This window comes from Anaerolineales bacterium (assembly GCA_015075725.1).
GTDB lineage: Bacteria > Chloroflexota > Anaerolineae > Anaerolineales > Villigracilaceae > Villigracilis.
In genome coordinates, this window is sequence record JABTTV010000001.1 from 742,320 (window position 1) to 756,646 (window position 14,327).

8 protein-coding genes are annotated in these 14,327 nt (G+C 55.7%); 7 read left to right on the plus strand and 1 reads right to left on the minus strand.

The genetic code is table 11. From position 1 onward, the window contains the following. The first annotated feature begins 82 nt into the window (after nt 1-82). The 5 genes from HS100_03630 (at nt 83) to HS100_03650 (ending at nt 10,639) form a co-directional block, all read left to right on the plus strand. Nucleotides 83-3,229, plus strand: a complete 3,147-nt coding sequence (locus HS100_03630; GenBank protein ID MBE7432979.1) for a penicillin-binding protein — start codon at nt 83-85, stop codon at nt 3,227-3,229. A 258-nt stretch (nt 3,230-3,487) separates the two neighbouring features. After that, nucleotides 3,488-7,741 carry a DNA-directed RNA polymerase subunit beta' gene (gene rpoC, locus HS100_03635; protein MBE7432980.1) on the plus strand — a complete coding sequence of 1,418 codons (4,254 nt, stop codon included), beginning with the start codon at nt 3,488-3,490 and terminating at the stop codon, nt 7,739-7,741. 73 nt (nt 7,742-7,814) lie between these two features. After that, nucleotides 7,815-8,708: a hypothetical protein gene (locus HS100_03640; protein ID MBE7432981.1), complete on the plus strand. Its 894-nt coding sequence runs from the start codon at nt 7,815-7,817 to the stop codon at nt 8,706-8,708. 49 nt (nt 8,709-8,757) lie between these two features. Beyond that, nucleotides 8,758-9,672, plus strand: a complete 915-nt coding sequence (locus HS100_03645; GenBank protein ID MBE7432982.1) for an SH3 domain-containing protein — start codon at nt 8,758-8,760, stop codon at nt 9,670-9,672. Between the two features lie 28 nt (nt 9,673-9,700). After that, nucleotides 9,701-10,639, plus strand: a complete 939-nt coding sequence (locus HS100_03650) for a hypothetical protein (GenBank protein MBE7432983.1) — start codon at nt 9,701-9,703, stop codon at nt 10,637-10,639. A 5-nt stretch (nt 10,640-10,644) separates the two neighbouring features. On the opposite strand, the gene HS100_03655 is transcribed toward HS100_03650, so the two are convergent. Next, nucleotides 10,645-11,061 carry a hypothetical protein gene (locus tag HS100_03655; GenBank protein MBE7432984.1) on the minus strand — a complete coding sequence of 139 codons (417 nt, stop codon included), beginning with the start codon at nt 11,059-11,061 and terminating at the stop codon, nt 10,645-10,647. A 220-nt stretch (nt 11,062-11,281) separates the two neighbouring features. On the opposite strand from HS100_03655, the gene gyrA reads away from it, so the two are divergent. Together gyrA and HS100_03665 are read left to right on the plus strand one after the other, a co-directional pair. Then, entirely contained in the window at nt 11,282-13,885 is a 2,604-nt protein-coding gene (gene gyrA, locus HS100_03660) for a DNA gyrase subunit A (GenBank protein MBE7432985.1), read from the plus strand. Between the two features lie 40 nt (nt 13,886-13,925). Then, complete coding sequence (locus HS100_03665; GenBank protein ID MBE7432986.1) at nt 13,926-14,222, plus strand: DUF433 domain-containing protein; 297 nt, start codon at nt 13,926-13,928, stop codon at nt 14,220-14,222. Nucleotides 14,223-14,327 lie beyond the last annotated feature (105 nt).

The window sequence follows — 14,327 nt, forward strand, 5'->3', positions numbered from 1 at the left end:
CGGGCCGGGTTTCGATACGCGGTGCATCAATCACGAGCCGTAAATCAACCAACAGCCTTCGCAATGACAAAATAAACCTGATATGACTGAAGACGATAACGACAAACTTAAACGATTACTGCGTTCGGAAGATGAAACCCGGAAGGATTTGGATCCCGCGCCTCCCCCCGGCGGGACGACCGCTTCACGCAAAAAGACGGGGAATACCACACCGATTCTGAATCTTCCCGATCTCGACGAAAACAACATGCCGCTCCCAAAGCGGGTGGATGAAGTGGATGTGGAAGGCACGCGCGTCACGAATGCCGCCTACGAATCTGCAAAAGAAACAAAACCGCCCAGGAAGGCACAGGTCCAGAATCAACGCCCTGCCTATCGACTGCCGGAAAATCAAAGCCCGCCCCGCGCGCATCAAAATCAATATCAAAGGGCTCCGCTGAGTCCCACATTTGCCGACCGTATGGCGCTATTCTTCGGCTCGATCGGCTCTTCCCTGCGCGGCAACAAGGGATGTCTGGTCCGTGTATTGGTCGTTTCCTTCTTCGCAATTGTGATTCTCGGCCTATGTGCCGGCTCGATCCTGGTCTACCAATACGCCCGGATCGCCAGCACTTTACCCGACGTCAGCGATCTGAAGAACCGCACATCGCAATTCCAGACCACGCGCATCCTCGACCGCAATGGACAGGTGCTGTTCGAGCTTCTCGACCCGAATGCCGGGCGGCGCAATTACATCCCGCTCAGTGAAATTTCCCCGAACCTGGTCGCGGCGACCATCGCCACAGAAGACAAGGACTTCTACGACAATCCCGGTTTCGATCCCATCGCGATCACCCGCGCCTTGTGGGTGAACTACGTCACCCAGGGCGAGGGCGGCGGCGCTTCCACGATCACGCAACAATTGGCGCGCGCGCTCCTGCTCTCTCCCGAAGAACGCGCCCAGCGCACCGTCGAACGCAAGACGCGTGAGATCATTCTCGCCGCGGAAATCACCCGCCGTTATTCCAAGGATGAAATCCTCGAACTGTATCTGAACGAAATCTATTACGGCAACCTCGCCTACGGAATCGAAGCCGCGGCAAACACCTACTTTAACAAATCCGCCAAGGACTTGACTCTCGGCGAATCCGCCTTCCTCGCCGGTTTACCGCAATCCCCCGCCGTTTACGACATTTACACCGATCCCGAAACGACGCTGACTCGCCAGCAGCAGGTCCTCGTCCTGATGTTCGAATTGAGTCAGGTACAAGGCTGCATCGAGGTCAGCAACAGCGAAGAGCGCGTGTGCGTGGACCCGATCGCTGCGACCGAAGCCGCCAATCAAATAAAGAACTACCCGTTCATTCCGCCGGTCTTTGGTGATGCGAAGTATCCTCATTGGGTCAATTTCGTCCGCGCCGAGCTGGAGAAACTATACGACGCGCAGACCATTTATCGCTCCGGTTTCGTTGTTTACACCACGCTCGATCCCGTGCTTCAAGATCAAGCTCAGCAATTGGTGACGGGTCAAGTCGCAAAGATGGTGGAGAGTAACGCAAAGAACGGCGCACTGGTCTCCATGCAGCCTTCGACCGGCCAGATCTTCGCCATGGTCGGTTCGCCCGATTTCACCAACGCCGCCATCTCCGGCCAGATCAACATGGCAATCAGCCCCACACGCCAGCCGGGGTCTTCCATCAAACCGATCACGTACGTTGCCGCGTTCGAAAAGGGCTGGACGCCCTCCACCTGGATCTGGGATGTTCCCTCTCAATTTCCCGATGGAGCCAATCCACCCTATGAACCGCGGAACTACGATGGAAAATTTCACGGCGGTATGACAGTAAGGATCGCGCTTGCGAATTCCTTCAATATCCCTGCGGTCAAGACGCTTGAGTTCGTCGGCATTTACGACGATCCCAACACGCCCGAAAAGGACGGCATGATCGCCATGGCCGAACGCCTCGGCATCACTTCCTTCACGCGGGATGATTACGGATTGTCGCTTACGCTGGGCGGGGGCGATGTCAGCTTGATCGACATGACAAGCGCGTATTCCGTTTTTGCGAACAGCGGCAAAAAGATTTCCCCTGTTGCGATCCTCAAGATCACGACTTTCGACGGCGAAGTTGTTTATGAACATAAAACGCCGGAAGGTGAGCAGGTCATCAGCGCCGAACACGCCTATCTGATTTCATCCATCCTTTCCGATAATCAGGCGCGTTCGCTCATGTTCGGGCCGAACTCTGCATTGAACCTTTCCTTCCAGGTCGCCGCCAAAACCGGCACAACCAACGACATCCGCGATAACTGGACTCTAGGCTACACCCCCGACCTCGTCACTGGCGTGTGGATCGGCAATGCGGATTACACTCCAATGGTCAGTTCATCCGGCTTAAGCGGCGCGGCGCCCATCTGGTCCCAGTTCATGGAATTTGCCGTGCCCTATCTCACCAACGGCTCCCCAACCCCGTTCAGCCGCCCTGCCGGCATCGTCGATAAAGTTGTCTGCCGCCTCGGCGGGACAGAGCCTTCCAATTTATGTCAATCCGAATACACGGAAATCTTCGCTTCTAATCAATTGCCGCTTCCACACGGGCAGGACCTTGCCCGCCGCGTCCGCATCGATCTATGGACCGGTTTTGAAGCGTCCGAGGCGTGCGATGGTCCTTCGGACGAACAAGTGGTCCTGAATGTAAAAGATCCCTGGGCGCGCAAATGGTTCGAAACCGGAGATGGGAAGAGGTGGCTCGCAAGCAACGATCTTCCCGAAGACCCCTATTACGCGCCCGAACGTGAATGTCAGGAAGGCGACCCCCAGCCAGAGATCGAACTGGTTTTCAACGACGGGCAGGTCATCTCCAATCCGGTTTTGGAAGTGAAAGGCACTGCGAGCTCTGATGAAGGCTTCAAAGGCTGGAGGTTGGAATTTGGCATCGGTGAGAATCCCGGTAACTGGAACCTGCTTGCCGAAAGCGATAAACCCGTGGAGGATGGAGTCTTCACCGTTTGGAATCTGACCGGCACACCAAACGGGATCATCGTTCTGCATTTGACCCTCATCGGTGAACACGCCGAGGTGGACAGGCGCGTCCGACTCAACCTCAGCCTGCCGGTTCCCACCTTGCCTACTTCCACACCGACAATGACTCCCACAGAAACCCCGACGCAGGTCATCATTCCGCCCACCGACACGCCAACACTGACGCCATTTCCGACCGATACCCCAACTGAAACACCGACGCCATAGCATGAGAATTGGATGAAGAAAATGTTTGGGCGGCAGAACCAGATCCAGGTCCGGGACGAGGCGCAGATTCTTCATTGATCAAGACCTTGACTCAAACTCCCTGAATCCATATAATAGTACTGTTGGATGTAAAAAACGAGATAACACCAGCAAGCGCTTGAGAAAAATACTCAAAGCGCTTGCATTTGTTTGTCTCTGGAGCGTGTCACCTACACGCTCTTTCGCGCGAACGAGTTTATCTTCTTAGGAGAGGATCCAGTGGAAACCAAGGGATTGACTGCACTCCGTATCAGCCTTGCCTCCCCCCAAACGATCATGTCCTGGTCGTACGGTGAGGTGCTGAAACCCGAAACCATTAACTACCGCCGCCTGCGCCCCGAAAAAGACGGCCTGTTCTGTGAAGCGATTTTTGGACCCACCCGCGACTGGCAGTGCTACTGCGGCAAATATAAGAACCCCCGATACAAAGGCATCACCTGCGAAAAATGCGGCGTCGAAGTGACCCGCTCCTCCGTGCGCCGCGAGCGCATGGGTCACATCGCACTTGCCTCCCCTGTGGCGCACATCTGGTACACCCGCCGTATCCCGTCGCAGATGGGCATGCTGCTGGATATTTCCCGCCGCAACCTGGACCGGGTACTTTACTTCGCCCAATATATCGTCACCTACGTGGACGAAGAGGCCCGCAAGAAAGCCCTCCAGCGACTAGAAGATGAGATCACCGTATCCGAACGCGAGCAGGCTTCGGAGATCAATAACAACATCGTCGAGATCAAGACCAAACGCGACGCCAGCATCGCCGAGTTGAAGCAGAAGCAGGCCACGCTCGAGCAGGGCTACGATGAAGGCATTGCCGAACAGCTCGACCCGATCATCAAAGAAGGTCAGAAACTGGAACGCATGCTCCAGGATCAGATGGGCGAGTTTGCCAAGAAAGCCATTGTCTTCGATAAGACCGGCGAAAAGATCGTGGATGCCGGCGACAAGATCGCCAGCAAGCACATCACCCTGATCCAGAAGACCGTGCAGAAACAGCTCGAGTCTCTCGAAAACGAGTTGAAGGACAAGCGCCAGGCTGAGATCGAAGAACTGAAGGCCAAAGCCGCCACGATCAAAGCGCAAGCCGACACCGAAATGGAGGCCCTGCGCAATCAATTGGATTCGCAGACCACGGTTTCCTCGAACCAGTCTTCGCGCCTGCGCGATGAATTGCTCGAACTGCGTCCCTTCACCTTCCTGAGCGAGATTCGCTACCGCGAGTTGAAACAGCGCTGGGGTCAGGTCTTCCGCGCCGACATGGGTGCCGAAGCCTTCTACGATGTGCTCGACCGCCTCGACCTTGACAAACTTTCTGAAGAACTCTGGCACGAAGTGAAAACCACCAAGAGCAAGCAGAAGCGCAAGAAAGCCACCACCCGCCTCAAGGTTGTAGAAGCTTTCAAACGTTCCGGCAACCGCCCCGAGTGGATGATCCTGACCGTGCTTCCTGTCATCCCGCCCGACCTGCGCCCGATGGTTCAGCTCGATGGCGGTCGCTTTGCCACGTCCGACTTAAACGACCTGTATCGCCGCGTGATCAATCGCAACAACCGCTTGAAGAGGTTGCTCGAACTCGGCGCGCCGGATGTCATCATCCGCAACGAGAAGCGCATGTTGCAGGAAGCGGTCGACTCCCTGATCGATAACAGCCAGCGCGGTAAGGCGCTCTCCCGCCGCGGACGCCGCGAACTCAAGTCTCTGAGCGATATGCTCAAAGGCAAGAAGGGCCGCTTCCGCCGCAATCTGCTCGGCAAGCGCGTGGACTACTCCGGGCGCTCCGTGATCGTGGTGGGTCCGCAGCTCAAATTGAATCAATGCGGTCTTCCCAAGAGCATGGCGCTCGAACTTTATCGTCCGTTCGTGATCGCGCGACTCGTGCAGAATGGATATGCCGCCAACGTGAAAGGCGCCCGCCGCCTGATCGAACGCAACCGCCCCGAAGTGTGGGAAGCGCTCGAAGGCGTGATCGGCGATCGTCCCGTATTGTTGAACCGCGCTCCTACGCTTCACCGTCTCGGTATTCAGGCATTCGAGCCGATTCTCATCGAAGGCTCCGCCATTCAACTTCACCCGCTCGTCACCACCGCCTTCAACGCAGACTTCGACGGCGACCAGATGGCGGTTCACGTTCCGCTTTCCCAGAAGGCGGTTCAGGAAGCGCGCGACTTGATGCTCGCTTCCAAGAACCTGCTCAAACCGGCAGACGGTGAGCCGATCATCTCGCCGTCCAAGGACATGGTGTTGGGTGTGTACTATCTCTCGATGGAACAGAAAGCCAAGCACCGCGGGGATGGGCGCGCCTTTGCCGATATGGACGAAGTGGAACTCGCCTACGCGCTCGACCAGGTCGAAGTGCATTCCGAGATCAAACTGCGCGCCAATACCTGGTACGACGAAAAAGGCAAACGCATGGCGGAGCCGCAGACCCGCGTCATCGACACAACCGTCGGTCGCGTATTATTGAACCGCATCCTGCCCGAGGAAGTCCAGTTCGTTAACAAGAAACTGGACAAGGGCGGCGTGAAGGACTTGATCGCTGAAGTCTACGAACTGTGCGGGCAGGAAGTCACCACCAATGTGGCTGACCAGGTCAAGAGCATCGGTTTCGAATTTGCCATGAAATCAGGCACCACACTGGCAGTCGCCGATATTTCCATCCCGCCGGAACGCAAGCCGATCATTGACGAAGCGCTTAAACAGGTCGAAGTGGTCCAGCGCGACTTCCGCCGCGGTCTGTTGACCGAACAGGAAAAGAACGAACGCGAGATCCAGATCTGGCAGGAAACGACCGACAAGGTCGGCGACGCCGTAAAGAAGCACATGGATCCCGACGGGAATCTATCCACCATGGCGACCTCCGGCGCGACAAAGGGTGGTTTCTCCACCATTTCGCAGTTGGCGGGCATGCGCGGTTTGATGGCTGACCCCTCCGGGCGCATCATCCCCATGCCGATCCGCTCGAACTTCCGCGAAGGGCTTACCGCGCAGGAATACTTCATCTCAACTCACGGCGCGCGCAAGGGTCTCGCCGACACCGCGCTCCGCACCGCGGACGCCGGTTACCTCACGCGCCGTCTCGTGGACATTGCGCAGGACATTATCATCAATGAGCACGATTGCGGCACACGCGATGGCGTATGGATCCGCAAGGCGGACGATGTTGCGGGCCAATCGATGCAGGTACGTATGTACAGCCGCCTCGCCGTCGACCGCATCCTCGACCCGAAGACCGGCGAAGTACTGGCAGAACCGGACGATGTGATCACCCATGAAATGGCCCGCGTCATTACATTTGCCGGCGTGACGGAAGTCAAGGTCCGCTCGCCGCTGACCTGCGAGCTGGATCACGGCATTTGCGCCAAATGTTACGGCATCGACCTCGGTCGTGGTGTGATGGTTGAACTCGGCTCGGCAGTCGGCATCGTCGCCGCCCAGTCCATTGGCGAACCGGGCACACAACTTACGCTCCGCACCTTCCACACCGGCGGTGTGGCGTCTACGGGCGCCGCAGACATCACGACCGGTCTCCCACGCGTCGAGGAAATCTTCGAAGCGCGCAAGCAGCCGAAGGGCGAAGCCGCGGTCGCCGAGATCAACGGCGTGGTGCGAGTCCAACAGTCCGAGAAATACGCAGACATGCGCGAAGTCCACATCGAACATGCCGAAATGGTGCATGACGAATACGCCATCCCCGAAGACTGGAAGATCATGGCAAAGGACGAATCGGAGGTTCAGGCTGGCGACATTCTCGCAACGAAGGATAAAGCAACCATCGTCTCCCAGCACGGCGGTCGTGTTGCCGTGGAGAAGAAAGACCGCAAGGTGATCGTATCCTATGAGCAGCGCGAAGAAGTTGTCATGGACATCCCCAACACCTCGCGTATCCTCGTCCGCGACGGCGCGCACGTCGAAGCCGGGCAGCCGCTGACCGAAGGCTCGCTCAATCCGCACCGCATCCTCAAGATCCAGGGACGCGATGCCTGCCAGATGTATCTCATGACCGAAGTGCAGAAAGTGTATCGCTCGCAGGGTCAAAACATCCACGACAAACATTTCGAGGTCATCATCCGCAAGATGTTGAGCAAGGTGCAGGTCACCCGCCCTGGCGACACCAAGTACCTGCCCGGCGATGTGGTCGACCGCCTCGAGATCCGCAAACAGAATGAAGCGTTGATCGCGGAAGGAAAACAGGCGGCTCGCTTCAGCGAAGTCCTGCTCGGCGTGACCAAGGCCTCCCTCTCCACCGACTCCTTCCTCTCGGCTTCTTCCTTCCAGCACACCATCAAAGTGCTGGCTGGCGCCGCCATCGGTTCCACCACCGACCCGCTCTTCGGCTTGAAGGAGAACGTCATCATCGGCAAACTCATCCCGGCAGGGACGGGCTTCATCCACGGGCGTTTCACTCAGCCCGGCGAGGAACAACCCGCTTCAGACTCGGCCGAAGAAATTCCGCCCACCACAGCGGCAGACTAAATCAAAAAAAACGCCTCGGAATTTCATCCGAGGCGTTTTTCGTCACCGGCGTCGTAGAACAATTCGAATATTTATGAAACGAGTCAGTAAAAAACCGGAAGGACAGCCCACTCGTGGAAAGACCGCCGATAACCGGCTTCGGCGAGTCGACAACTTTATCCTTCTTTATGAACCTTCGCTTCTCTCACGGAACGATGGCCTGTTTGCCGAGTCCCTGTTCGTGGACCTCGGTTATGGCTTTGATCCGCGAACCACGCTCGAAAGCGCATTGCGTTTCAGAAGATCGAATCCAAATCTAAGAATCCTCGGCGTGGAAATAGACAAGGAACGGGTGGAAGCGGCGCATCCCTTTGCAGATGAAAAAACATTCTTTCGACTTGGCGGCTTCAATCTGCCTTTGCTATCTGGCGAGACGGTGCGGCTCATCCGCGCGTTCAACGTGTTGAGACAATACGAAGAGAAAGATTTCGTCCCGGCTTATGAACGTCTCGCGGAACATGTCCTCCCCGACGGCTTGATGATCGAAGGGACATCCACGCCGTTTGGAAATGTTTGGTCCGCCAACCTGGCTCGCCGTAGGGATGTTATTCTGAGTGGCGTCTTGCGCCACGAAGAATCTCCGTCCCAGTTGAAAAAGACCCTTCGGCCATTTGTTGGAGCCCTCAGGGTGACAAATGAATGGACCTTCGAGGCGTTGATCTTCTCCACGAATTTCCACTCCGGATTCGACGTCGAAGAGTTCCAAACCATCCTACCGAAGAATTACATCCATCGCGTGGTGAGAGGCGAGCCGATTTATGATTTCTTCGAAGCATGGAAACGCTCCGCATTGGAGGCGGCATCCGCAAGGACGTTTGGATTGAAACAATGGTTCACAGCCTCAGCTGAGGCATTGGCGCAAAAAGGATTCGAACTCGACCTTCATAAAAAATGGCTCAGCAAGGGGTATTTGATCTGGTATCGATAGGGAACATTCATTTGAAAAAGAGCGTCTTTGGCAAAGCGAAAGGAATTGTATGCGCCTGCTTTACGACCGTCGCTATGTGTTTTTACTCTTTTTGTTAGGGGGTTTTGCCTGTATCATCCCAGACGTGATGATGCCGGGGACCGACCCGATTCGGACCGCCGCCGCGCAAACTGTTATCGCGGAGCTTACTCAAGCCATTTCCGAACCGGAGGTTTCCGCCCAACCTGCCTCAACCTCAACTGCTGAGGTGGTCTCTCCCACGTGGACACCATCTCTCACCCCTACCATCACACTGACCGCCACCCCTGTTTTCACTCCTACAGCGCTCATTCCCCAGATCACCGTTTCTGTTGATACAAATTGCCGGATAGGACCCGGGCGGGTGTATCCACGAGTGGGAGCCTTGTTGGTGGGTGAGATCGCTGAAGTGTACGGGCGAGACCCGACAGGCAGGTATTGGTATATTCGCAATCCCGACCAGGCCGGCGGATATTGCTGGGTCTGGGGTGAATATGCCATATTGACCGGGGCTTATCTTTACTTACCGGTTTTCACACCACCGCCCACGCCAACTCCCACCTTCACGCCCACTGCCACTATTACACCCACGCTTCAACCGAATTTCACCCTCGCCTATCAGGGCAGCGATTCCTGTTCAGGTTGGTGGATGGAGGTACGTGTAAGGAATTCAAGTTCGGTAACCTTTCGATCTATGAAGTTCGATATCCGTGATTTGGTCGCAGGTCAAAAGTTAATCGCCCTCAGCGACGGTTTCGCCAATGTCGACGGCTGTTCGGCAATAACCACAAAGGATGTCCTCGTTCCCGGCGATGAGTTTGTCATCAGTTCACCAGTATTTCCCTATGATCCAACTGGTAACGAAATGGCCGTTCATTTGACTTTATGCAGTCAGCCAAGCCAGAAGGGAGATTGCGTGAAGCGAAATTTAAAATTTACCCCATAGCCTATATAATAAGCGCAAGGAAACCATTATGCCCCGATCCTGGAAGCCGTTTTATCCCGTCATCGTGCTTGCGATGTTCGCATGTGCATTGCCCGGCATTGAACTGTCAAATTCTGATGCAGTCAGCACTTCGGCGGCGGAAACCGTCATTGCGGGGCTGACCCAGAATGTGACCGACACCCTTACGCCCACGTCCGCTCCGACCCTCACCCGCACCTTCACGCCGACACTGATATACCCGACCGCTCGTTTTCCCAGCGAAACCCCCACCATTACCTTCACACCACAAACCGGAACGCCATCCTTTCAGCCCACAAATGAGCTCACGAGCACGTTGACGCCTGGCACTGTCACGATCAGTGTGACGCGCCCCACGCACTGCCGCACCGGACCGGGAAGATCGTTCGAGATCGTCGGCTCGCTGCTGGTCGGCATGAAAGCCCCCGTGATTGCGCGTGACCCGACAAGCCAGTATTTCTACATCGACAATCCCTACGTTTTCACAGATTATTGCTGGGTATGGGGAGAGTATGCGGAGTTCGAGGGTGATCCCATACTGCTTCCCGCTTTTACGCCGCCCCCCACGCCAACCTCCACAGCGACCCTTCCCCCGACGCTGAACTTCAAATTGAAGGGAAGCGGATTCCAATCGTGCAGTGGCGCATTCTGGATGAACCTCGAGATCACCAGTGAGAGCCAGTACGTGTTCGAATCCGTGCTTGTCAGCCTGCTGGATACGGATAGGAATATCACCCGTACACTCGCCACGGACAATTTTGTCGCCGCCATCGGCTGTGACGGGTTGAGCGTCAACGATAAGATCCCGAACGACACTGCCGTTCTCATCAGCAGCGCGAAGTTCAATTACAACTTCAAGGGAAATTTGATGCGCGCCAGTGTCACGGTCTGCACCAAAGACGGTCAGCAGGGTGCCTGCACAACGAAGGAAATCCCGCTGACACCGTAAGCAGACTATTCTCTTTTTCGTCGAATCAAGAAGAAGGGCAGGAGCAGAAGCGGAATGGAAATCAGCAAGCCGGTCAAACCGCCGATGCCGAACACGCCGCCAATGGATGCGACGGCATACTCGGCATTATCGATCGTGTCCGTACTTCCATCTGAAAAATAACAGGTGATCTCAACGGTGTGACCGCGTGTGCCGGATGGACTCGATGTGGTGGGTGTGGACGCGCCCTCTTGCAGTGACGTGCTTTCTGCGCCGGGGCAGTACATGGCAACGGCGATGCGCTCGCTAAAATTGGGGATGACGAACAGGGTGGGTCCCAGCATGAAGGTGGTGACGAAGAGAATGCCGCTGGATACGAGACAGAGCAAGACCCAGGCGATGATGCGTCCGATCCAAACTTCTTTTGATGTATTAAGTTTCATGGTTCACCTCTATTGAACAAATTATACAGACACTTTACAACCAGAGTATCACCCAAAAGTGCGGGACTTGACGCATCGTTTGTTTGCCCGTAAGATAAACCCCGCAATAGAACATTAATTCACCACAAAATTTTTACCGCGAAGCATGCCAAGCGCGCGAAGAAGTACATTTTTTTCTTTGCGACCTTAGCGCTCTTTGCGGTTCAAAAAGGATTTCCTTATGGAACTTGGTATCGTACGAAAAATAGACATCGACAGCGAAATGCAGCAGGCGTATCTCGACTACGCCATGTCCGTCATCGTGTCTCGCGCGCTGCCCGATGCCCGCGACGGCATGAAGCCAGTGCAGAGACGCATCTTGTATGCGATGTACGACATGGGCATCCGTAGCGACTCGCCGTATAAGAAGTCCGCGAGGATCGTGGGTGAGGTGCTGGGCAAATATCACCCGCACGGTGACTCGTCGGTGTATGAGGCGATGGCTCGCCTCGCGCAGGATTTTTCCATGCGCACCATGCTGGTGGATGGTCAGGGAAACTTCGGTTCGGTGGATGGCGACCCGCCCGCTGCGATGCGTTACACCGAGGCGCGACTCACTTCCGCCGCGCTCGATATTTTGAACGATCTCAATAAAAATACGGTTGACTTCACCCCGAACTTCGACGATACCCTCGAAGAACCGAGCGTACTTCCTTCCGCGATTCCGAATCTGCTTGTGAACGGCGCGACGGGTATCGCCGTGGGCATGGCGACGTCGATCCCGCCTCATAACCTGAGTGAAGTTGTGGATGCCCTCGTGTTCATGCTCGAACGCTGGGAGAAGCTCGACGACATTGACGTGGAGCAGTTGATGAAGTTCGTCAAGGGGCCGGACTTCCCCACTGGCGGTCTCATCATCGAAGAAAAAGGCGACGAAGGAATCGAATCCGCGTATGGCTCGGGGCGTGGACGCATCACCGTGCAGGCGAAGGCGCACATCGAGGAGATGGAGCGCGGCAAGAGCCGCATCATCGTCTCTGAGTTACCGTACATGGTCAACAAATCCAGCCTGATCGAGCGCATCGCCGAACTGGCGCGTGATGGTCATCTCGAAGGGCTTTCGGACTTGCGCGATGAATCCGACCGTCAGGGCATGCGCATCGTTCTCGAACTGACCAAGAACGCCGACCCCAATTTTGTCCTGCGCGATCTCTACAAACGCACTCCGATGCAGACCACTTTCAGCATCAACCTGCTGGCATTGGTGGACGGTGAACCGCGCACCTTAACTCTCAAACAGGCACTCCGCGTCTATTTGGAGCACAGGCTCACGGTCATAAAGAGGCGGGCGCAATTCGATCTGGAAAAGGCAAAGGCGAGGCAGCACGTCCTGGAGGGGTATCTGGTCGCGTTGAAGAATCTGAACGAGATCATCGAACTGATTCGCTCCGCATCGGACGTGGAGACGGCTCGCGCCAAACTGATGAAGCGTTACAAGCTGACGGAGATTCAGGCGAACGCGATTCTCGATATGCAGTTGCGCCGTCTCGCCGCGCTCGAGCGTAAGAAGATCGAAACCGAATACAAGGAAGTGACAGCGACCATTGCGCAGTTGACCAAACTTTTGAAGACGCCCAGGTTGATGCGCGATATGGTTGCCGAAGAACTCTTGAAAGTGAAAACGGCTTACGGTGACCGGCGGCGCACGCAGGTTGTCAGCGTGAAAGAAGGCGCGAAGGCGGGTTCTGCGATCACAGCCAGTCAACTGCCGCACGCATCCGTGTGGATCGGCGTAACCGATGATGGACTCGTCTCACGCACCGCGGACGAAAAACAGCCGCGTCACTCCGGCAACGATGCGCCGCGATTCCTGGTGAAGGCTTCAACAACAGATACGATCTACTTCGTAAGCAAACTCGGCAAAGCCGCCGCGGTCGCCGCGCATTTGATCCCCGAAGCAAGCAAACTGGGACAGGGTGTGCCATGGCATCGTGTCTCGCCCTTGAGTGACACAGATACATTATCAGCAGTCTTTGCTTTGCCAGCGAATAAATCTACGTTAGGCGAAGAGATCTGCGTTCTCACTGCCACGCGCTTCGGCATGATCAAGAAGAGCCTCGTCACTGAGTTGCCTGGTCCATCATCGCAGACCTTTGCGCTGGTGAAGGTCAACGAAGGCGACAAACTCAACACGGTTGCCATCACGGATGGGAAAAAGGAAATCCTGCTCGTGACCGCGATGGGCATGGCGATCCGTTTCAAGGAGGACGACGTGCGCCCGATGGGACTCGTCGCGGCTGGCGTGAACGGAATGAAACTCGAAGATAAGGACGAAGTCGTCGGCGCGGAAATCCTGCCCGCGGAAGGCGATATCTTCCTGCTCACCAACGACGGCAAAGCCAAGCGCGTGGACCAAAAAGACTTCCCTGTTCAAGGTCGCTACGGCAAAGGTGTGGTCGCATGGGACTTGCCGGGTAAATCCACATTGGCGGCGGTTGCCTCTGGTAAACCAAACCACGTCGCGACGATTCACATGAGCAAGGGCGCGCCGAAATCCACAAGATTGGATGCGGCTGGTTTGAGAAAACGCGCCTCCTCAAAGGGAGATGTGGTGGTCGAGGTCAAGCCGGGCGAGACGGTTACTGCGCTGGCGGTTGGGTGGATGCTGGAGAGTTATGTCAAGGTGGAAGAGCCGAAGAAGAAAGAAAGGAAGCAGAAGGCTGTAAAGTCTCCTGCAAAAAGGACCGCTAAACCCGCTAAGAAGACCAAGGCGAAACCAGCGAAGAAGGCGTCCAAGCCAGTGAAGGCGAAGAAAAAACCTGCGCCAAAGAAGAAAAGGAAGTAATGACTCGGCAGTATAATCGAGTTGGCTCAAGGAGTTTCTTATGAGAATAGACTGGCATAAATTTATCATGGTTGACCCTGAAATCCATCATGGAGAGCCGTGCATGGCTGGTACGCGCATCCCTGTTTCGACGATCATTCAAAGTAGAGAAGACGGCATGACCGTTGACGAAATTCTCTCCGCATATCCCCAGTTGAGCAGGGAAGCGGTGGAGGCTGTTCTGGCTTATCGGAGTGAAGTGGCTTGGGAACGACTGATTGAAATTGGTAGAAAAATGGGCAAGGGATCTAAGAACAAGAAAAGCGCGGTGGAAATTCTTTCAGAAATGCGGCGTTGAAAAGATGCTTATGAAATCGAGGGCGAAAGCGGCAAAGAAGTCAGCGAATTCGATGAAGAAGAAAAGGAAATGAGGCGGACTCTGGGATGACGAAGTATGTTGTCA